Genomic DNA, 21,967 nt, shown 5'->3' on the forward strand with positions numbered 1-21,967 from the left:
AGAGTCATCCCTATAGGCTCTGCCAAAACATCCTTGTTTTGGAAGCTCGCAGCCGCATCTACACCTGTTCTTACAAGCAAAGAGTAAGCAGTGTTTCTTCGAATATTGTCGGTTCACAAGCTTGCAGCAACTTTTTTGGTTAGGCTGTTGGGTTTTTTTGGCTTTGTTTTTGTTTGCAGGATTGAAGGTAATCATACCTTCATTACGACTTATCACCTCCGGTGGGGATGTGCAGATACTTCTGCGAGACGGTGAATATGGCATAGCCATGAGCTTATGAACGAGAAGCATGGATGCTGAACTGGCCTTTTTATATGGACATAATTGGCCGAACTGGCCCTTAGATAGGATATCATTCAAGCACGTCTGACCTACATGGATAGTAGGGAATGCCGAAAAATGTAGGGAACATTTCCGGCCATGTTTAAAGGCCAGTTCGATATCCTTATCTCTCGCTCGAAGAGTTTCACGCAGTGAAACCTCGCCGTGTCATCGAAGCTCGCAGCCGCATCCACACCTTTCTCTAAAAAGCTGATAGCTTCTTCGATTAATAGAGTTATATATTTAACTGTTTGCCAATTTTGCTGCATCTTTCCATAGGTAGCTGGGCATAGGTTCATGCAGCTCCCAAGTTATATTCATAGGTTGGGAGCCGCTAGTTTCTGCCAAGTTAACCCAACCTAAGTTCACAAATCCCATCGTATTTCCATTTTCGTCTTTATTGGATTCTCGCACCCATAACATAAGTTTTTTACCAATATTTTTATGCTGGATATAGGCTAAGCCCTTACCACTATCAGGTCTTGCTGAATTCTGAGTCTGCCAATGGAAGTGAGTAGGGCTCATTGCATAGTCGTGATAAAGCGTCGTAGGTGAAAAGTGTTGATCTGATTTTTGTAATGTAACAAACAACAGCTCTACGTTGAGTTCTTTTAAGTTGAATACTCCTTCACGGCTTACTGCTTGTTTTTCAAAACTTGAGCCTCCTAACCCTGCGATAATTTGCTCTCGTGTATAGCGAGCATTGAGTTGAAGTGGGCAAGGAAAATCTGTTTGAAGTCTTTGAACTTGAGTATCGTTATTATCCAGTAAGTAATTGATAACTTGTATTAACTCATTTTGATATTCAGGATGAGTAAGTGCTGATAAGCTTTCAGATAGAGAGTTGAAACCTAGCTTATTTCCTGAACAATTCCAAAAATCATAGTGGCACATCAGAGCCATTTTCTGTTCTATTGGATCGCCATTATCAATCCACTTAAAGTTATTTAGTGCCAGAGAACGAATGAAAATGAGGTAAGTTCGAGCATCACATCTCATCAAGCTGTTGCTAATCGCTTTGTGATAATTTTCGGCGATTGTTGTTTCGTTAACTTTTTTTATTAATTTTAGATCGCTTAACAGGCGAGTCCATCCACCACCATCTTTAGGTTTTTTCTTATAAATATCAAGTAACTGAATGTTGGGGTTAAACGTTAAAAAATTATTTAGCGTCAGTTTTTGATTTGTATGATGTTGAAAATTTTGAATATGTGATTTTAGCTTTTGCTGATTTAATATGGCTTTCTTAATGTTGTTTAAGATTATTTCTTTAGTTTTTTTCTGCAGTTCAATGTGACAACCAAGAGGAAGGTGCGGAAAGCCGTGATCAATTTCTTTACTTATAGAGGTATGAGTTTTTCCTATCAATGCTCTGAACTTTTGAGAGAAGTCATATTCGGTTCTAGCATTACCGACAAAATCCAAAACAGTAACACACTCTTTGCCATCGTTATGACGTAAACCTCGCCCTAATTGCTGCAAAAATATGGTTAAACTCTCTGTCGGTCGTAAGAAGAGTAGTGTATCTATTTCTGGGATATCGACACCTTCATTGAATATATCGACAACACAAAGAATATTAATATTTCCTAGTTGCAAATCTTGCCTTACAGAGTGTCTTTCAAAAGTGTTTTTACTGGTAAGTACCGCACTTGGTATTCCTTTAAGGCTGAACTTTTCAGCCATGTACCGAGCATGATCTTGGTTGACACAAAAAGCTAATGCGCGCATTTCCAATGGATTAGTTACAAGCTCTTCTATATTTTGAAGTATTTTCTGCAGTCGTTGATCATTCTGGGTATAGACTTGGGTCAACTCACTCGGGTTATAACGGCCATTTTCCCATTTAATCTGCCTTAGATCGGTATTATCATCTATGCCGAAATATTGAAAAGGGCATAAGTGCCTTAGATTGATAGCTTCAGGTAATCTAAGTTCAGCTGCTATCACACCGCAAAAATCATCCAGTATATTTTTACCGTCATGACGTTCGGGTGTAGCCGTGAGTCCTAGTAATATTTTAGGTGAAAAATGGTTGATGAACTTTCGATAACTTTCAGCTGATACATGATGAACTTCATCAATAATAATGAAATCATAGTAATCTGGCTTCAGCTTTATGTTATCTATTTGATTATTAAAGCTCTGAATTGATGCGAAAAGTTGGTCGTATGAGTCTGGTTTATACTGGCCTACCCATAATTCGCCAAAGTTAGGCTGTTTTAGTACCGCTCTAAAACTCTCGATTGCTTGTGTTAGTATTTCTTCTCTATGAGCTATAAATAGAATTTTTGCTGTAGGGTTTTTTTGATAGAAACGCTTGAAGTCGAAGGCAGATATCAATGTTTTACCTGTACCCGTAGCGGCGACGATTAGATTCCGGTTGCGGTCGTGTAGATTACGCTCAGCATCTAACCTTTCTAAAATTTCAATTTGATGTTGATGTGGTGCCAGATCAAAAAATACAGTATTTGAGTATTTTTTATCACCACGACCAGCGCTAAGAGAATGCTTTAGTTTACGACTCGCTTTTTCTGAACCATCAAAAAAATCAAATTCAGGCTGTTGCCAGTAAGTCTCAAATGTACTAAATGTTTTGTCTATGATGTGTGGGATTTCTTGATTGGTTATTTTTAAGTTCCACTCTAACCCGTTAGTGAGTGCTGAACGCGATAGGTTTGAAGAACCTATGTAGCCTGTATGAAATCCTGAGTTTCGCATGAATAAATAGGCTTTAGCATGAAGACGCTCTTGGTTATGGTTATAGCTCAATTTTACTTCGGTGTTAGGTAACTTCGCCAGCCATTGAACGGCTTTAAGATCCGTAGCACCCATATAAGATGTCGTAATAATTTGAAGCTTATGTTTGCTATTACTCGTGAAAGTCCGAAGTTCATCCATGAATATTCTGAGACCAGTCCATTTAATAAATGAAACGATCCAACAAATTCTATTGGAAGATAAAATCTCACGCTTAATCTCACTTTCCAGTGAAATTCCTTGGTTACTACCGCAGAATAACTCACTTTGTGTGAGGCCGGTAAGCGGGGTTATTTTATCAATATGTGCGGATAACTTGGCCGAAACAGGATCTTGTTTATCAAAGATTGCTGTGAGTAGTTTTGCTGGCTGAGCTATGGTGTAATCTGATAAGTCTAGATTATTGACTCTATTCTGAAGCCAATAGATAAGCTCATTAGCAAGTTCTATTTGGGCTAATGGGGAGTCTTTTGTATTTTTTGATTCAGATATAGCAAGATGAAAAACATGCACTAATGCACGAGTTAACCAAAGTGTTTGCTCGGTCGTATCCATTTTTCGGTCGGATATATAGAAATTTTCTTTTTCCAACTTATTACTGATAACTTTCGTTATCAGCTGCTCATAAATACCTGTTTGCATTAATAAACTCAATTATTCCTAGATTGATATTAACTATGCCAGGTAAGTCATTTTTTGCAAGCCACAAGTGATAAGTTATGCATGGTTTAACTTAAATCGAAGGACCATTTATGGCTTACCAACAGGTGTAGTTACGGCCACAGCTACTGCAACTAGCCTCGGCTCTGCAGCATGGGATATTGAAATAGGACATGATGAAGAAAGTGTCCCCTTATTTGAATCTGACGATCCTAAAGCACTAACGCAATTCCTTGAAAAACACAGTCTATCAACACTTTCCACTTTAGAAGTAACCTAGCTAAGCCGTAAATCGAAGAGACACACTGCTTTTTAGAGACGAGGTGTATGTAGGCAAGAGGGTCTCGAAAACACGGATGTTTTCGTGAAGCGGCCATGGATGGCTTCACAGCGTCCCGAGAGCTTACCTGCACATACGTCGTTCATTGGCATCCTGCCATCACGACATAGGTATATCCCTATACAGCACCCGCTGGAGGCGATTAACATCAGCAATGTTATGAACCACTAAAACTCCACCAAGCAAAAAACCAGCCCAATGAACCCAACAGGCTAACCAAATAAAGCTATTTGCCAAACTTGTTAGCTGACAAGTCACGGCATCGAGTCTATGTATCTTGCCTCTTGCCTGCAGTATTCATTTTTAGTATCTATAATTAGATACGTTCTTATTCATTATGTATTTAAAAATCGATACAGTTGATGTAGTCTTGTATGCTTAAATTGATACGAAAATCATGTTTAGTCGTTAAGTTTGGTTACGTTATTTTGTATGAACCATGGGAAGTGAGGTTGCTATGCACTCTTTTCAATCTAAGTCATTAAAGCAAAAAGGCACAGTTAAGAAGACCGTTCTTAGACAATATCGAGAAATCGTCGATGGCGTGATTAATATATTTACCCCCGCAGTACCAAAAGAGGGCTGGGTTCGAACGATTAGAAAAGCGCTTGACATGTCAGGCGCCCAACTCGCTGTTCGAGCTGGGATGACCAGGAATAAAGTCTCTGTTCTTGAGAGGCGAGAAGCAGGAGGGGATATAACACTCAACCAGCTAAAAGCATTAGCAGATGCTTTGGATTGTGAGTTCTCATACACACTAAAGCCTAAGAAGGCAGTGGCTGAGACTATTAGCGATCGAGCCTTTAAAGTTGCCTCCGCGGAAGTTAGAAAGGCTTCTAAGAATATGTTTTTGGAAGCTCAATCCATTAGCAAGGACAAGGAGCAGTATTTGATTGACGAGCTGGCTGAAGAGATCATGCGTGAAGGCGGCCGCAAGTTATGGTTGCAGAGTAAGGATGAGAAAGCTTGATTGTTGATGAGTCCGATGGCGCTACACCGCTCGATCCTGATGATATGGAAGGGTTGAAACACGCGCACGTCACAACAAGAGACCAGCTTAATGAACTTGAGCAAGCCAACATTCTTGCAGGGCAGATGTGGGCTAGCTATATAACAGATCTAACCCTTGATTCCATCTTCTCTACAGACTTTGTTCTGGCTCTACATCAAAATCTATTTGGTGATGTTTGGAAGTGGGCAGGGAACATAAGAACTCGCGAGCTTAGCATTGGATGTGATCCGCTCCAGGTTCGAGTAAATCTTGGCAACTTTCTTGAAGATGCGAAGCTTTGGATACAGTATGAACACTACTCAAATTTAGAGCTTTGCGCTCGTATACAGCACAGGCTTGTATGGATTCATCCGTTTCCAAATGGCAATGGTAGGCATTCTCGTATTTTTACTGATGTCGTTCGTATTTTCCTATTGGAAGAGTCACCTCTAATATGGGCCAAAGGAGATCTTGCTAATATAAGCGATGAGCGCAGTGCTTATATCTTTTGCCTTAAAGAAGCTGATAAGGGCGACTTCGCCCCTTTCGTTGAATATCTTGAGAGCATTGGTAATTAACCTCTTATAACGGGTGTCGATGCGGCTGCGAGCTTCCAAAACATGGACGTTCTATGACATCCCTGTCACCACAGTATTGGTGAATCTGACCCATAGGGAGATAGAAAATGTCTAATGTATGTCTGGAACATACAAGACCCTGCAGGGCACTGCCGCAGGCTATAGATAACCATGAAAATACGATTACCTAACCAAAAAGCTATTTGCCAAACTTGTTAACCGACAAGTAAGTTAACTCCTGTTTTAACTCAAAATAGTGAGCTGTTTTCGATTCTACGCTGTGAAAGTGTGCTTTCAACCTGTTTAATTGTCTGTTTAGATACGCCAATATCTTTTGCTAATTCAGCAAAACTAGCAGTGATATCAACGATCTCCTCTATATGCAGCTTGGCCTCTTGCCAGCGGTTAAAGCCTGCGGTTTCGGCAAGCTTCTGTATCGTGGGTAATGGGGGGCGCTTCCCATGACCAATAAATGAGGTTGAGTGTTCATTAAAGGGATGTGGGCTGTAGGTAGTATCGTAAAACGGTGCAGGACTCCAGCGACCCGAGTCATCTTGCAAAAATGCCCAGTTTTTACTGTGATCATCTTGATTACTAGCAAAGAGATTAAACATTGCACGACGGAATTGCAGCCTCCCTACAGCAGGTGATTTACATAGATGACGACTCATCTTAATCAAGTCTTCATAATCTAAACTCGGCATTCTAAAATCAGCATCTAAAAGACCGCATGCACTATGCATGTGAATGCGACCAGCCGTTTTATCTATGCCGTTATCTACCCAATCAAATCGTTTTAACGCCAGCCAAGCCGGAGCTCCACTACTTGCAGGAGCCTGCAATAATTTCCATTTTGGAGGTTCAAGCTGCAAGCTGTTTGCCATTTGAAGATAAACGGCCTCACATAGCCCCTCTTCATGGCCAAGTGACCAGTTTTTTGAGGTGAACTTAACAAGCCAAGCCTCATCACCTTGCCTGGGCACTGTTCGACAGGTCTTATGATCACTTTCATTCAGGTAGATTTGCGCTTTAGGGCGAGCACCGCCAGAACTGCCTGCTGTGACTAAGGCTGCAAGTACCTCATCAGTCTGGCCATCAAACAGAGCCTGTGCCTGCAAGCCTAGGTGAGCGATATCGATATCATCATTCACTTTTTCTTGGTATAGGTATTCAGGCGTAAAAATGAGTGATCCCATGGCATTGGAGCCAACAAAGGCGAGCCGATCCATGGCGGTAATTTGTGCTAACGCTATACCCTGCTGCCTAAACACTCGATCTTGCAGTAGAAGCCCCCATCCATCAGGTAAACTGTCGGCAAAGACGCCATGCAAACCACCATGAGGGGTTTTAGGGGCGAGTTGTAACTTGCTGCTGTCAGACAGAATAAATGGAGAGAGGTTACCGAACTGCTGCAAGTAATCATTACTATATTGAAAGTATACACCTTGGCGGTTTTGAGCTAATTGACCAACAGTCACTCGCTCCCCGGACATTAGGGTTCTGTCGATCACTAGCTTCTGAATAGGCTTAAAACTCATCCTTTAATACCTCCTCAATTGAAGTCGGCATCTTAGAGTGCTTCGTTAATGAGGAGGTTTGCGTCAACTCATATAATCGTGCCAATTCATCTAAGCTTTGCCATAGCAAGAGTAGTTGACGAAATGATATCTGACCCGTTAGCTCAAATTTTTTTATCGTAGGCGCAGGAACACAGCTACGCAGTGCTAATGCATCACGGGAAAGGTTTTGTTGTTGTCGCAACTTCCTCAGGTGAACAGCAAAAGCTAACTGGACATCTTTATCATCTAGAAATTTAAATGGAGGCATAGCAAATACCAATGGATACAATAATATCCATTATAGCTTAAAAAGGATAAAAATAGACACTATTGTATCCATTTTGCAATAAAGGGGTCGTAGCTAATTAAGCGGAAATAGATCGATATATCTACTTTCTGGCTATCAAATGCCTATGTCTATTCCAAATTATCGTGGTGAGAATGCTCTTTTTTCAAACGTTAACCTAGATACTCAATCTAGGAAGATAATCAAAGCTATCACCACGGAGTACACAGAGAAAGAAACAAGCTAAATCGAAGACGTGACCTCTGGCTTTCTCTACCAATCTAGATACGGCTGTGAGCTTCCAAAACATGGACGTTTGGCAGAGCCTATAGGGATGACTCTTATAAAATCAACAGCCGGCGACTCGCAGAAGTATCTGCACGGAAAGGTCGTTCTTAGGCATCCTGCCTCCACGACATTGGTGCATCCCTGCACTGCACCGCCGCAGGCTATAGATAACCATGAAGGGTCGACCTTCAACACACTAGCCAATACCAACTTATCAAGATGAACCCACACAGAAAATGTAACGAGCCTACATTCGAAGACTCGCCGTAGGCTATAGATAACCATGAAGATACGATTACCTTTAATCCACTAAACAAAAAACAGCCAAATGAATCCATCAGACTAACTTCAAACGTGACTTAGTGACTTGGTGCTCTTTATGTAATGTGACAAGTCACCTCAACTGAGTGTTTTGTTGTTCTTACGCTTAGTGGTGCTGTAAATCTCTTCCATGGCGTCGATAAACGAGTTAGATCGGGTCCAAAATTCCGGGTAATCTCCCTGCTTCTTGATCAAGGAGGCATTAATCTCTGTGATAGCCTCATCTTTTTGTGGCGGTAACCAGTCTGTCATGGTCCAGTATTGTGTCTGACCGATAGCATTCGCTGGCCCGGCTGACTCGCCCCTAGCGGTGATCTTAAATTCACTGTATCTGTGGTCTTGATACTCGATCTCCACCTTGTCCGCCGTGCTGATATGTGCCGAGAATACCTGTCCCAACTCAGTTTTTTGCAGCGCCTTATGTAAGCTTGCCGGCGGTAAGCCTCGTAGTTGAAACAACAACATGGGATCCCTGTCGAGGATATTGGCCAGGCGGTAATATACTCCGGCGATATGTTTACAGGGGTTGGCATCATCGGGGCAGCTGCAGCTGGCGCGAATGTCCCGGTAGGATTCGGGTAAGAAATGGATCTTGCCGAAGGCGTGCTCTATATTTTCCGGCATCTCGTTGAGCATCAGCTTGGAGATCCAGCCCGGGTTGTCACAGAGCTTGGCTATGATGGCCTGCCACTGTTTGCTGGTGATCGTTTCGAAGGCCAGGCTGACTCGATATCTGGGCTCCTTGGTGATGCCGAAGTAGGGGTTGATATTCCCTCGTATGCTGGCCTCTATCCGGTTGGCTTTGATGTCAAATTTCAGCATGCGGCTGTCGGTTCGATAGGCGCGACCACGTTGCAGGCGGCCGCTATCGATAAAGGCTTCTAGGGAGTCAATAAATGCATTACCCCACCATGTTTTTTGCGTCTGCATCAGACCTCCCGACTCAGCTGGATTAGCTTGATAAATGAATTGGCATCTAGGCCGGACAGCCAGGACTCGTCATTGCCGACAATCGAGTTGGCTATTTTCTTCTTATCCTCCAGCATCTTATCTATTTTCTCTTCTATGGTACCTAAGGTAATAAACTTATGGGCGAATACGGTTTTTTGCTGACCGATGCGATAGGCCCTGTCGGTGGCCTGATCTTCCACCGCCGGGTTCCACCAGCGGTCGAAGTGGATAACATGGTTAGCCTTGGTGAGGGTGATGCCCACGCCGCCGGCTTTTAGGGAGAGGATGAAGGCCGCTGCCGGGCTATCTTCGGCCTGAAACTGCTCGACCATCTGCTCTCGTCGATCGCGGGAGGTGGCACCATGGAGATAATATGTCTGGAAACCCAACTGATTCTTAAGTATTTTTTGGATCTGACTACAGACCTCGGTGAATTGACTGAAGATGAGGACACTCTCGTTATTGCGGATGGCTTCCTTGCATGTCTCCACCAGCCGTTGAAGTTTGACTGAGCGTTCTATGCTGAACTCACTGCCGTCCTGGAGCACCTGGGCCGGGTGGTTACAACACTGCTTCAACCTCAAGAGCGCGGATAACATGATCACCTTTTGTCCCTTACTCTCCTCTGTCTGCTCCATCTGTGCGGTGATCTCATCGACAATGGATTGATAGATGCTGGCTTGCTCTGTGCTCAATTCGCAATAGACCTTCTGTTCTATCTTGTCCGGAAGATCATCGATGATATTCTTGTCTGTCTTCAGTCGGCGCAGGATGAAGGGTTCGACGATATTCTTCAGCAACTGGCCCTGGTGTAAATTATTGTCCCTCTGAACCGGCAGTTCGAATTTTTTCCTGAAGCTGGCCTGAGTCCCCAATAGGCCTGGGTTTAAGAAGTTAAAGATAGACCAGAGATCCATTAAGCGGTTCTCTATCGGTGTGCCTGTGAGGGCGATGCGCGAGTCTGCACTGAGGCCGTACAGCACCTTGGTCTGTGCCGAGGCCGGGTTCTTAATATTTTGCGCTTCGTCTATGATCAGCCGTGACCAGGTTATCTCCTTAAACAGGGCCTTGTCCTTACGAATGAGGCCGTAGGAGGTGATGATCAGGTCGTGCTCTGCGACCAAGGTGCCAAACGCTTGTTTCTGTTTGCGTTGATTGCCGTGATGTATGACGGCATTGAGCGTGGGGGCAAATTTTTGAATTTCCTTTAGCCAATTACCCACCACTGAGGTTGGCGCTACCAGTAAGGCGGCCTGTTTTCTGGGCTGCAATAGCATGAGCGCTATGATCTGCATGGTCTTACCCAGACCCATGTCATCGGCCAGGCAGGGGTTCATGCCCAAGGTTTCAAGGTAGGCCAGCCAGGATGTGCCGCGATTCTGATAGGGCCTAAGCTCGGCTCGCAACTGAGCTGGCTGAGTGATTAGGCTAAACTTATCCTGGTTTTTCAGCTCATCGACTATGGCCCTGATGCCGTCTTCCAGCTCAATATCGTAGCTGGATTCATCTGCCGTCAGTGCCAACAGGGTCTGCATGTCGCCGCTGTGCATGTCTTTGCGCGAGGTTTCGATAAGCTGTTGCATCTTCTCCATCTCGGCTTTATCTATCTCTATCCAGCTGCCTCTGAAATAAACCAGATCGGATTTAGTCTCCAGCAGCTGTTGCCATTGTTCGCTGCTCAGCTCATGTTCCCCCATGGAATAGCTATAGTCGAACTGGATAAGGCTGTCGGCGTCGATAAAGCCACTAGGTGAGTTCGACGCGCTGGCGGTGTGCTTGTGTGCCTTGAGTTTGACCTTAGCCTTGAGACGGCCCTTAGATGTCCACCATGCCGGGACTATGATGCGATAGCCGCAGGCGTGCAGGGTCCAAGCATCTTCCTTCAGAAATTGAAATGCCTGCTGCTGATCCAGTGGGATCACTGACTCTTGCATCTTGGTGGCAAAAATGTGTTCGATGACGGGGTAAATTCGACTGGCGTAGCCCAGTTGCAGCAGGAGTGTGCGCTCGACCGAAGTGCCGAGCAGTTCAGCGAAAAGCCCTTGCTTGGCTGATTTTTGCTGCCGGTACTGGGTCAGGTTGACCATGAAAGAGGGGTCTTGTTTCGACTGTAGCAGTAGCTCGAGCCCCCAGTCGCCCTCGTGTTGTTCACTGGCCTCGAGCAGTTTAAAGCACAGGGTGAAATCGGCACCAAATTGGTCATAGACGAGATTATTCTGCCATAGCTTCCATGCCTTGAAAGTGTCGGCATCTATGGCTTGAGTGCCGTGGCCTAAGGCGTGGGCGATAAACGTGTGCGCTACCGACTTGATGTTTTTTTGGCTATAGGCTGTGGCTGCGATCAAGTCATTGAGGCTGACATCGGAGAAGTGGTGTAAGGCCGACAAGGTGTCGAAGCCGGTAAAGTCTCCTAGGCAGGCCGAATGAGGCATATGGCCGGATATCATCTTCAGCCGGTCGTGATATTCCGATGAGATAGTCTGCCACTTGGTATGATAGCGAGTGTTAGCTGAGTTCCCCTGGGCCACTAGGGCGGGGATATATTGATCTTGCTTGATCATATGGCTGAGTTCATAGGCCATCTTGATCCAAAATTTGGCATCGTCGGCTAAGATCAGCCCCTCTTCGAAGTGATAACTCTGGAAGTTAAGCTCTTTTAAAAAGTTGATGGGCGCATCGACCTGTATGGCGTTGAGCATGAATGGCTTAAATCTACTGCCCTGGTTGTCGTCCAAATTATTGATGTTGGCGATGACCGGCGAGGCAGTAGCTGCACCTTGGGCGTTACAGGGCAGCCAGACCTCTACCTCTTCGAAGGCCGAGTTCATCTTCAGCTGCCTGATGGCAAACCCCATGAAACAGCTGCTGTCTAGCTGGTAAGGATAAAACCCGGGACTGGTTATCTGGTCCTGACTCTCCACCCATAAATATAATTGCCCGCTATTATCGAATTGGGCGTCTTCGGCTTGCCAGAAGAGGTGGATAAGTTGCATAGGTGGCTATAATTATGAAATAAAATCTATTCTGCGTTTCGCGCCACAGGAGTTCAAGCTATTTTCACGGCGTTAATTTAACTGCAATTTTTTCTGATAAATCCGTGAACGAGGTGAGATGCACTCGAACTCTGAAGTAACGCTGGTTAGCTCGAGTGTTTCCTTATCGCCCAGCATCAAAAATCCCCGCTGTACCAGGCTGTTGCTGATGACTTTCAATACTCGGTTTTTTAGATCACTGTCAAAATATATCAATACATTACGACATAAGATCAGATGCATTTCTGCGAAGCTCTCATCTTTCATCAGGTTATGATGGGCGAAGGTGATTTTTTCCCGTAATGCCGGATCGAATAAGGCCTTACCGTGTCGCTCAATAAAATAATCGGCAAAAGAGCCCTGTCCGCCTGCCTGGCGGTAATTCTCACCGTATTCACGCAAGTTCTGCAGCGGATAGATGCCTTTCTCGGCGATGGCTAACGACTGATTGTTATAGTCGGTGGCATAGATACGGGATCTTGCGAGTAAACCTGCCTCATGGAGCATGATGGCAACTGAATATGCTTCTTCACCGGTGGCGCAGCCGGCGTGCCACACATTGATATAAGGGTAGGTTTGCAGCTTGGTGACGACCTTTTCTTTGAGTAGGTAGAATATCTTGGGGTCGCGAAACATAGAGGTGACGGTTATCGACATCTCTTGCAATAAGCGCTCGAATAAGAACTTGTCATGCATGATGCCGGGAATGAGTTCCGAGATATGTTGCATATGCTCACTGGTCATCAAGTTGGTCATTCGTCTGCGCAACGATGCCTTAGCATAATGGTGAAAGTCATAGCCATAGACTCGATTCACCGCCTGTAATAACAAGTCGATTTCCAGATCTGTGTGTTCCTCATCGGATATTAACCTATTGTCTCTCACGTATTTTCACTCCTTCTAACGGTCTGCGTTGTGTCGGTTCTGCGGTATAACCAGACGCGCAGCATGGAGAGAACCTTGTCCATATCCAGCGGCTTGGTGAGGTATTCGGAGGCCCCGGCTTCAATGCTCTGATGACGATCCCCCGGCATGGCCTTGGCCGTTAAGGCTATGATGGGCGTGGTGCGATATGCTGCCATTTTACGAATATGTTCTATGGCTTGGTAACCATCCATGACAGGCATCATGATGTCCATCAGGATCAATTCAATCGGTTGTTCGGCTGTTGTCAGTAAATCTATGGCTAGCTGACCATTTTCGGCCTGAAGCACCTTGATCCCAGCTTGTTCTAGAATACGTGTGATGGAGAAGACGTTGCGCATATCATCATCGACAACCAGTACCCGTCGTCCAACCAGCATTTGATTCTCATCATGCAGCATTTGCAGTGTTTGCTGCTGCTTATTGGAGAAGTTATCACCAACACGATGTAAGAATAGGGCGACATCATCGAGTAGGCGTTCGGGAGACTCGGCGCCTTTTATTACTATTGAGGGGGTAAACTGGTTGAGAATGCGATATTCATCCTGAGTGATGGTCTGGCCGGTATAGATGATAATGGGGACGTCGATACCGGCACCGGGTTGCTCACTGATCAGCTTAACCAATTCGGTGCCGCTCATATCGGGTAGGTTTAAGTCTAGTATGATGCAATTGAAGTATTTAACCGTTAACTGTTCACAGGCTTCTTTGGCTGTGCTGGCGTAGCTCAGTTTGGTACTGGGCCCATCTAAGAGCGAGTTTATCGCATGTTGAGTGCCCTTATCGTCTTCTATCACCAAGATGCGCTTATTGCTCAACTGTGAGCCGGCGTAGACCTCCTGTAGGGTTGAGGTGATCATCTTGGGGTCGACGGGTTTTTTTAGGTAACTCAGTGCCCCCAGGTGGAGTGACTCCATCTTGTTATCACTCGCCGATATCACATGTACCGGGATATGCCGGGTCTGCAGGTTATGTTTAAGTTGTTCGAGGACATGTAAGCCACTGATGTCGGGCAAGCCTAGGTCGAGTAATATCCCCTTAGGTAAATATTCCATGGCTAGCATGACTCCGTCTCGGCCTTTATCGGTGGCAATCACTTTAAGGTTTAAGCTATGGATCAGATCGATCAATATTTGACTGAACGCCTGATCATCTTCAATCAGTAATAAGGCTTCATCCCCTGTGGAAATGTTAAAGCGATCGTCATCAAGCCAGTTGGTGTTGCTGGCCATGTGTGTATTCGCTTGTATCTTCGCCTGATCTGTCTTGGCCGAATTATCTGCTAAGTTTATCGCCTGGGGGCGGGAGGCTTGTTTGCTTGGTGCATTTACCGGCAAGATCAGGGTGAAACAACTGCCCTTGCCCGGTTCACTGGTCATGGTTATTTTTCCTCCCAGTAAACGTGCTAGTTCCTTCGAAATTGTCAGACCTAATCCTGTGCCACCATATTGTCGGCTGGTGGAACCATCGGCTTGTTGGAAGGCTTCAAAAATATCTTGTTGTTTATCTGCCGGGATACCTATGCCGCTATCTGTGACACTAAAACAGATGACATTGGTATCTACCAGGCCCGAAGAAAACAGCAGCTCTTGATCTTCAGCCTGAGGATGAATATCCAGGGTGATCTGACCTTTTTGGGTAAATTTAAATGCATTGGACAAGAAGTTCTTCAGTATTTGTTCGAGCCTGTGTTTATCATTTTTTATCTGACTCGATAGTCTGTTATCGACATTAATACTAAAGGCTAGATTTTTCTCGAGGGCGAGAGGGTTAAATAAGGTTTCTAAGTTGTATTGAACATCACCGGGTAAAAACGAATCAAGATTGATGTCTAGCATGCCGGCTTCAACTTTAGATAAATCCATGATGTCATTGATTAAGGTCAGTAGTGTCTGGCCGCCTTGATAGACTATGTGGGCATCTTCAACTTGTTCTTCGGTCAAGTTTCCCGGCTTATTCTGGTATAGAGACTTAGATAAAATCAGTAAGCTGTTGAGGGGAGTCCTGAGTTCATGGGACATGTTGGCTAAGAATTCAGATTTATACTTACTGGTTAACTCTAGTTGATTGGCTTTTTGTTCGATCTGATTCTTCGATTTTAGTAATTTAGCCGATTGCAGTTCTAGTGCTTGCTGCTGGCTTGCCAGTTCTTCGTTACTGCTCCTCAGCTCTTGTTGTTTCTCTTCGAGTTCTTCATTGCTGGCCTTGAGTTCTTCACTCTGTTCTTTCATTTCCTCCTCTGATGCTATTAATCTTTGATTTTGTTCATTCATTTCTTCGGTGTTATATTTTAATTTTAGGGTCATGTTGTTGAAAGACTGGGCCAGCTGGCCAAATTCATCTTCAGAGTGGAGTCTTATCTGCTGTTCATAGTCTCCTCGAGAGACTTTCTCGGTGGCTTCTACTAAGGTCGCCAGCTTACTCACTATGCTTTTTGACACCAGAAGAGAGGTGATTAAGGCGAGTATGATGGCGACGATCGAGCCGATGACCACGATTAAAATGGTCATGCTTGCGGCATCTTCTGCTTCTCGCTCTTGTATCAGCATCAAGCTATTCTCGGTCAGGACAAACTGGCTCAATATTGCTCTTATTTCATCGATGATCTTTTTGCCTGTCTCAGTTTCAATCAGCGCTGTGATGTCACTCATCTTGGCGCCTGTATCGTTTAGTGCCCTACGTATGGCAATCTCAGGCGCCGCGGCCACCTCTTCCCATTCAATGGTCTTTAGTCTGAGGGTTTCAATCAGGGATAAGACATGATGTTTATCGAAGCCAGACTCTACTAATTTGGTTAATTCATCTAAATGACGTTCGAGTGATTTCTGGCCATCTTCAAAGGGTTGGAGAAACTCTGTTCTGCCGGTAACCAGATAACCGCGTTGACCGGTTTCTCGATCGACTATGTCTTTCTCCAGCAATAGGGTTAAGTAATAGGCTTGATCATTTTTGGCTAGGTTAAAGCTGGATTTTAGCGTCTGGAGGGAGAAGTGTATTTTATCCTGTATGCCCTTGCCCAGCCCTTGGGAGAGCACGGCTTGAATTTGCTCGAAGTTCGCCTCTGCGTCATTCATCTGATTACGCAGGGCGATTTCAGGGCGAGCTGCTTGCATGAGCCATTGTGCAGTGAGACCTTCTATGGCGTCGATATTGGCTAAAGTGTCTGCTATCTGGTAACTGTCGCGCACAATATTTTTTAGCTTGGGGAAGGTTTCTCTAAGGCTGGCTTTACCACTGAAATAGGGGGCGAGGAAGGGGTCTTCGCCGGTGATCAAGAAGCCACGTTGACCGGTTTCCTGATCGATTATGGCCTTAGATATTGTCAGTAGATAGCCAGTTGCCTGTATATTTGAATCTTTAAACTGCTCGTGTAATACATAGGTTAATTGCCTTATTTCGTCTAGAATATCTTTACCCCTAGCGCGAGTTAATGTTTTTTGAATATACGCCAGGCTGTTGTTGTCTTGTCGATCGATTTTTCGTCTCGCCTCTATTTCAGGCTTGGCGGCTTGTGTGTTCCATCTGGCGTGTAGCGCTCTGATCGCCGCGATATTTCGGCTTATCCCATCTTGATGGCTATATCTAGTGTCGGTCCTTACATAAAGCATCAAGTCTAGGATGGTATTGTCAAAGTCCTTATTTCCCTGGTGGAAAGGTGCTAGGTAAGCATCATCACCCGTGAGTAAAAATCCTCGCTCTCCGGTCTCTTGATCGACAATGGATTTCGCCAGTTTTAATAGGTAGTTTTCTCCCCGAACATCATTTTTATCGATGAAAACAGCACTCAAGCTATCAAGGTTTATGCGTATTGCATCTAGAATATTTTTACCTAGATCACGACTCAATATTTTTTCGATGAACTCTAATTTACCTAAACCCGTTTGATTTATTTTCCGGCGTGCGGCTATTTCGGGCATTGCCGCTTCATGTAACCATAGGCTGGATAAGTCTTGTATCTTCTCCACCAGGGGAAGTACTTGCGCCGGGGGGAAATTGTGGTCCACCTGGGTTTTGAGTGCGTCGAACTCAGCCTGTAATCCAGTTTTCGCATTTTCAAAGGGTTGTAAAAACTCACTCTTGCCGGTGATCAAGAAGCCTCGCTGGCCGGTCTCTCTATCGACTAAGCTCTTGGCTATCTGCGCTAATATATTTTTTGCCTGCTGATCTCCAGCCTTCGAAAACGTCTTGTCTAAATCATGAATATCGACTCTCATCCTATCCAATATGCCTTTTCCCCTAGCCTGGATCAGGGTGCCTTGTATATCCTCGAGTTGCCTAGTCCCTAAGGTGACTTGCTGGCGCAGTTTTATTTCGGGTTCGGCGGCGCTCAATAGCCAGGACTCGGCATCTTGTTCCAGCTGACTTATTTGTTCTGCTACAGAACCAGAGTCATAATTATTATCAATAAATTGACGCAGTTGGCTCATATGCAAGCTTAAGTTTTTTCGTCCAGCATGGTATGGCTCAAGAAATATGTCTTCGCCTGTGATCAAGAATCCTCTCTGGCCACTCGCTTGATCCACTAGGTCCTTGGCTATTTTGAGTAAAATATTTTGACCAACTTGATTATTGGTTTGCTTAAAATGCCGATCTAGCTCGTCTATCGTTGTTCTTAAGTCATCCAGAATATTTTTGCCGTGGCCCTTTCGCAGCACATTCTGCATATAATCCAGGCTGATATTCTCTCGTTTAACCGAGCGCCTCTTGCTTATTTCGACATCGGCGGCCTCCGTTATCCATTGGTTTTTCAATTTACCAACCGTTTCGAGACGCTCCACCTGCTCAGGATTGTCGTTAACCAGCTTCTGTAGTTGTTGACGTTTGGTGTCAAAAACGGCTTTAGCCTGGTTAAAAGGCTCGAGAAATGAATCTTTACCGGTGATCAAGAAGCCTCGCTCACCGGTTTCCATGTCGATCATCAGTTTCTCAAGCTCCTTGCCATCGGCAATCACCTTCTGGGTATGCTTTACCCAGGTAGAGGTTTCAATAAGCTGGCCAAGACTCAGATAAACCACAGTGGAAATGATGGCCAATAGCGACAAGGGCACACTAAAGCCTAAGATTATTTTAGTTCTGGTATTAAATTGGTCGAATATTTTTAGTCGCGAATGAGGTGAGGTTATGGACGCAGGCGATGGCGTATCTTTCATTGGCAAATTCCCTTTTAGCACACTAGCTTTATTTTTATTGCTATTAAAGATAGTAGATAAATGGATCTTTGCTAATAATTAGCAAAGTTAACAATTACTTGGGGTTTTTAATGTCTGTAATAATATTCAGCTATCTTCCGTGTTCCCTCTGATGCCTTAGCCCGTTAGACTTGTCCTAATATTTTTATACTCCTTGTAATAGTATGCAGTCTATAAATCCAATACTTATGTATCTGATCTATCTAATAAAAGTGAATTTTATATGAACTCATTACCAATAGATAAACTCTATGCAGAGTTCAAATCTGCCATAAAAGACCATCACCTAGTGGTTGAGTCCGATACCGGCTCGGGGAAATCTACCCGCTTGCCACTATGGTGTGTAGAAGCCGGGAGTGTAGAAGCTGGGGATGTTGAACGAGGCGGGACTGAGTCGAAACAAGCTGGAATTCTCAGGCGAGTATTAGTGGTAGAGCCCCGTAGAGTCGCTTGTCTGGCATTGTCTTCATTTGTCGGCGGGCAAACTGAGTTAAAAGTGGGTCATGCCATACGTTTCGATTCTACTGTGACTCATGATACCCAGATAGCCTTCGTTACGCCGGGCATTGCCCTACGTTGGCTGCAGGAAACCGATTTAGCCAGTTTCGCGACTGTGATCATCGATGAGTTCCACGAACGCCGTTGGGACACTGACTTGCTGCTGGCCATGTTGAAGTTGAAGGCCCAATCTTCAGCGGATTTTAGACTGATACTGACCTCGGCCACCATAGATGGTGAACGTTTGACTAACTATTTAAGCATGGGCTTAACTAGTGGTTTAGCCGATCAGCCGGGGGGAGGCCGCGCGGTAGAGGCACTTCCTGCCCGTCGTTTAATCGCGGAAGGTAAAAGGTTCCACGTGGAACTAAAATATCAGGCCAGTGAGAGTCACCACCTGCCTGACATTCGCGGCGTGGAACTAGGGGTAAAAACCGCAGTGTCCGGTCTGTTGCAACAGACCGACGGAGATATATTGGTTTTTCTGCCGGGCAAGCGTGAGATTCAAGCCGCGATGCAAGGCTGTCAGCCCTTGGTTCAGGCGAGCGCTAAGCGATTGGCACTAATAGCCCTTCATGGTGGTATCAGTCCTCAAGAGCAGAAGAATGTGCTGCAGCAGGCCGATCATCAGCGAGTCATTTTCGCCACCAATGTGGCAGAAACCTCATTGACCATCCCCGGGGTAACAGCCGTGGTGGATTCGGGTCTCGAGCGGCGTACCCATCAGCGCAATGGCCGTACCGTATTGTCTCTAGCGAGAATATCTAAAGCTAGCTGTGCTCAGAGAATGGGGCGTGCCGGCCGTACGCAAGCTGGTATCTGTATTCGCTTATGGGGCAAGAGTGCGCCCATGGAAGCCATGACACCACCAGAACTTCAACGTGAAGAGCTGGTGGAACCTATGCTAGCCGCAGCCTGTTGTGGTTATAAGCTAGCTGATCTTAAGTTTGTCGATGACTTGCCTGTTAAGTCATTGGCTATTGCCGAGCAGAAGTTACTGGCTATGGGCGCCATCGATGCAGATGGGCTGATCACGGCCCACGGTAAGAAGCTCTCTCCGCTACCGATAGACACTCAGTTTGCTCACCTTATCAGTGCCATGCCCGACGACGTGTGTCGTGGCTTGATGGTCGATCTTGCCGCGGCCCTGAGTGTGCCACAAGGCCTGTTCAAGTTACCCACCAGTGAGTCTGATCTTAAACTCTTGAGTGAGTGGGAGCCCCTGGGCTGTGACGCATTTACGTTAATCAAAATAGTAAGAGAAAAGCTCCCCGACTTTCTCGGGGACGCCGATGCCGGTTATGTTCATCGAGGCGCCCGTAAAGAGGCGCGCATGTTGGCCAACCAGATCCGTTCGGCATTGGGTTTGCAGAGTGTCGAGCAATCACCCGGGTTAGTCAGTAAACACATCGAGCTACGCAGGTCATGGTTGTTAGCCGTGCTCAAGGCGGCACCAGAACTCGCCTACGTCAGACGAGAAAAACGTAGCACAGCCCTTGGAAACGGCTTTAGCGAGGCGCAAATTGGCCGCGTCAGTCGTTTCTCTAGTGAGCTTAAGGGAGTCGATGGTAAGGAGAGCGCGTTAGCGGCGGTGATATTCGATCTGCACTCTATTGCCGGTAAGGGGGCAAAGCAGACGTTGAATCTGGCCTCTTGTATGGCACCCATCTCATTTAACGTCTTGTTAGAGGCTCAGTTAGGTGAGGAGCGTCTGGGAGACAGTAAGGAGAAGGGACAGAGGCATAAGCTGGTGGTTGAGACGCTTTATGCCGGCAGGGTGATAGGTTCCCGTTTGAAACAAGTCGAGGGGGAGCAGGCGATAGAGGCTATCGTGCGTAGTATAAGTGTCGGTCGTCAATTTAAGGGCTTATCCCTGCGTTTGAAAAATGATATTGCCGCCTGGAATATCTGGTTAGCACTGGGAAAGGCTAAGGAGCAGTTTGCCGAATCGGGTCTGGTTAACAGCCTGGGTGAATCGCCTTTGGAATTCGATGCCTATCTTATGCAGAGGTTGAGTGAACTAGGGGTAGAAAGCTTCGATGACTTGGAACTGATAGAGGCGGATGATCTCTTGTTCGAGGGGATCCCGGATTGGTTGCGTCAAGAGTTCGATAACTTGTACCCGATCCAGCTGATATTAGCCAACCTTAAGCTCACCGTGGAATACCAGCCTAAACGCAAGTTGGTGACACTAGTGTACGCCAATGGTTCTCGTAAAACCGGCCCTAAACGCTGGGAGTTACCTCGTTGGCAAGGTTGGAAGATTCAATACAAGAAGGCGAGTCGAGTCGTCGATGTAAAATGACCCGTTTGGTTGGCTCACTGATGTGTGAACGAGTGGTTTTAATGACCACTTTTTTGATACTTTTTTATTTTTTAACGTCAATTTTGACAGATATATTGAGAATAAATTTCAATGCATCCAAGTTATAAAAATTATTTTTGATCTTTGCTCGATCAGATCGATTTCGATCAGCAGAATTAAAATTCGTTTTGCGTATAACTTTTCAACTAAGATCTTAATTTTTGTTATTTACAAGTAAAATCGATATGTTTATCCACAAAGAGACCTGTTTAATATCAATGCGTTAGGTTTTGATCTGCTTGGTGTGTGAATAAAAGATCTAGTTTTGGATTACTTGTTGATATGTCTGTTGATGATTTTGATCGAGATTAAAAAACGTACAGGCCTAGATCTGCTATTTTTATCACCGAAAATAGTGACTTTATCGGCTGATTTAGCTGTATAAAGCATATTTTACAGTGAATTTGAGTTTCGCTTTGAGTCAGGTTTTGCCTAAGATCCAGATTCCGGCCAAAAGCCTGCCGGAAAGACCAAAGCGAGAGACAAGATCTGGGTTCCGGCCATAAGCATGCCGGAAAGACAGTGCTTATATGAGCCTGCCGGAAAGACTAAAGCGAGAGACAAGATCTAGATTCCGGCCATAAGCATGCCGGAAAGACAGTGCTTATATGAGCATGCCGGAAAGACCAAAGCGAGAGACAAGATCTGGGTTCCGGCCATAAGCATGCCGGAAAGACAGTGCTTATATGAGCCTGCCGGAAAGACCAAAGCGAGAGACAAGATCTAGTTCCTAGATCCTAGGAACTAGAACCTAGGATCTGGTTAGATTACTTCCCGATACAGAAAGAGCTGAAGATCTTGCCCAGTAGATCGTCTGAGGTGAATTTGCCTGTGATCTCTGCTAAGGCGAGCTGGGTCATGCGTAATTCTTCGGCGAGTAGCTCACCGGCCAGGTAAACCTCTA

11 protein-coding genes are annotated in these 21,967 nt (G+C 45.2%); 3 read left to right on the forward strand and 8 right to left on the reverse strand.

The features are described from left to right. Nucleotides 1–564 precede the first annotated feature (564 nt). Entirely contained in the window at nt 565–3,723 is a 3,159-nt protein-coding gene (locus HRU42_RS16605; RefSeq protein ID WP_295032608.1) for a DUF3427 domain-containing protein, read from the reverse strand. 815 nt (nt 3,724–4,538) lie between these two features. Between HRU42_RS16605 and HRU42_RS16610 the strand changes: the two genes are divergently transcribed. Both HRU42_RS16610 and HRU42_RS16615 read left to right on the forward strand, forming a co-directional pair. Then, nucleotides 4,539–5,051, forward strand: a complete 513-nt coding sequence (locus HRU42_RS16610) for a mobile mystery protein A (RefSeq protein WP_295032609.1) — start codon at nt 4,539–4,541, stop codon at nt 5,049–5,051. Then, the gene (locus HRU42_RS16615) at nt 5,048–5,650 is read left to right on the forward strand and encodes a mobile mystery protein B (protein WP_295032611.1); all 603 of its coding nucleotides are present in this window, start codon (nt 5,048–5,050) and stop codon (nt 5,648–5,650) included. Before HRU42_RS16610 ends, HRU42_RS16615 begins: the two co-directional genes overlap by 4 nt. Nucleotides 5,651–5,898: 248 nt before the next feature. On the opposite strand, the gene HRU42_RS16620 is transcribed toward HRU42_RS16615, so the two are convergent. The 6 genes from HRU42_RS16620 to HRU42_RS16645 all read right to left on the reverse strand — a co-directional run bounded on the left by HRU42_RS16620 (nt 5,899) and on the right by HRU42_RS16645 (nt 18,161). Further along, nucleotides 5,899–7,188 (reverse strand): type II toxin-antitoxin system HipA family toxin, encoded by a 1,290-nt coding sequence (locus HRU42_RS16620; protein ID WP_295032612.1) that lies wholly within the window; start codon nt 7,186–7,188, stop codon nt 5,899–5,901. Continuing rightward, nucleotides 7,178–7,477 carry a helix-turn-helix transcriptional regulator gene (locus HRU42_RS16625; RefSeq protein ID WP_295032613.1) on the reverse strand — a complete coding sequence of 100 codons (300 nt, stop codon included), beginning with the start codon at nt 7,475–7,477 and terminating at the stop codon, nt 7,178–7,180. The genes HRU42_RS16620 and HRU42_RS16625 overlap by 11 nt, the downstream gene beginning before the upstream one ends. Before the next feature lie 705 nt (nt 7,478–8,182). Beyond that, nucleotides 8,183–9,034, reverse strand: coding sequence for an SWIM zinc finger family protein (locus tag HRU42_RS16630; protein ID WP_295032615.1), 852 nt, complete (start codon nt 9,032–9,034; stop codon nt 8,183–8,185). Next, nucleotides 9,034–12,048, reverse strand: a complete 3,015-nt coding sequence (locus tag HRU42_RS16635; RefSeq protein ID WP_295032617.1) for a DEAD/DEAH box helicase — start codon at nt 12,046–12,048, stop codon at nt 9,034–9,036. The genes HRU42_RS16630 and HRU42_RS16635 overlap by 1 nt, the downstream gene beginning before the upstream one ends. Before the next feature lie 72 nt (nt 12,049–12,120). After that, complete coding sequence (locus tag HRU42_RS16640; protein ID WP_295032619.1) at nt 12,121–12,972, reverse strand: protein-glutamate O-methyltransferase CheR; 852 nt, start codon at nt 12,970–12,972, stop codon at nt 12,121–12,123. Next, nucleotides 12,969–18,161: a CHASE3 domain-containing protein gene (locus HRU42_RS16645; RefSeq protein WP_295032620.1), complete on the reverse strand. Its 5,193-nt coding sequence runs from the start codon at nt 18,159–18,161 to the stop codon at nt 12,969–12,971. Before HRU42_RS16645 ends, HRU42_RS16640 begins: the two co-directional genes overlap by 4 nt. Before the next feature lie 262 nt (nt 18,162–18,423). On the opposite strand from HRU42_RS16645, the gene HRU42_RS16650 reads away from it, so the two are divergent. After that, nucleotides 18,424–21,003, forward strand: coding sequence for a helicase-related protein (locus tag HRU42_RS16650; RefSeq protein ID WP_295032621.1), 2,580 nt, complete (start codon nt 18,424–18,426; stop codon nt 21,001–21,003). Between the two features lie 827 nt (nt 21,004–21,830). On the opposite strand, the gene HRU42_RS16655 is transcribed toward HRU42_RS16650, so the two are convergent. Next, on the reverse strand, nt 21,831–21,967 hold a 137-nt coding region (locus HRU42_RS16655; RefSeq protein ID WP_295032623.1), incomplete at its 5' end, for a hypothetical protein.

The sequence above is a fragment of the Shewanella sp. genome (assembly GCF_013214165.1).
In the GTDB taxonomy this organism is placed as follows: domain Bacteria; phylum Pseudomonadota; class Gammaproteobacteria; order Enterobacterales; family Shewanellaceae; genus Shewanella.

What these genes read in the sequence shown, in the direction of transcription:
- HRU42_RS16630 (WP_295032615.1), bottom strand. Translation starts at nt 9,034, where the DNA reads ATGCAGACGCAAAAAACATGGTGGGGTAATGCATTTATTGACTCCCTA.
- HRU42_RS16625 (WP_295032613.1), bottom strand. Translation starts at nt 7,477, where the DNA reads ATGCCTCCATTTAAATTTCTAGATGATAAAGATGTCCAGTTAGCTTTT.
- HRU42_RS16610 (WP_295032609.1), top strand. Translation starts at nt 4,539, where the DNA reads ATGCACTCTTTTCAATCTAAGTCATTAAAGCAAAAAGGCACAGTTAAG.
- HRU42_RS16620 (WP_295032612.1), bottom strand. Translation starts at nt 7,188, where the DNA reads ATGAGTTTTAAGCCTATTCAGAAGCTAGTGATCGACAGAACCCTAATG.
- HRU42_RS16605 (WP_295032608.1), bottom strand. Translation starts at nt 3,723, where the DNA reads ATGCAAACAGGTATTTATGAGCAGCTGATAACGAAAGTTATCAGTAAT.
- HRU42_RS16650 (WP_295032621.1), top strand. Translation starts at nt 18,424, where the DNA reads ATGAACTCATTACCAATAGATAAACTCTATGCAGAGTTCAAATCTGCC.
- HRU42_RS16645 (WP_295032620.1), bottom strand. Translation starts at nt 18,161, where the DNA reads ATGAAAGATACGCCATCGCCTGCGTCCATAACCTCACCTCATTCGCGA.
- HRU42_RS16635 (WP_295032617.1), bottom strand. Translation starts at nt 12,048, where the DNA reads ATGCAACTTATCCACCTCTTCTGGCAAGCCGAAGACGCCCAATTCGAT.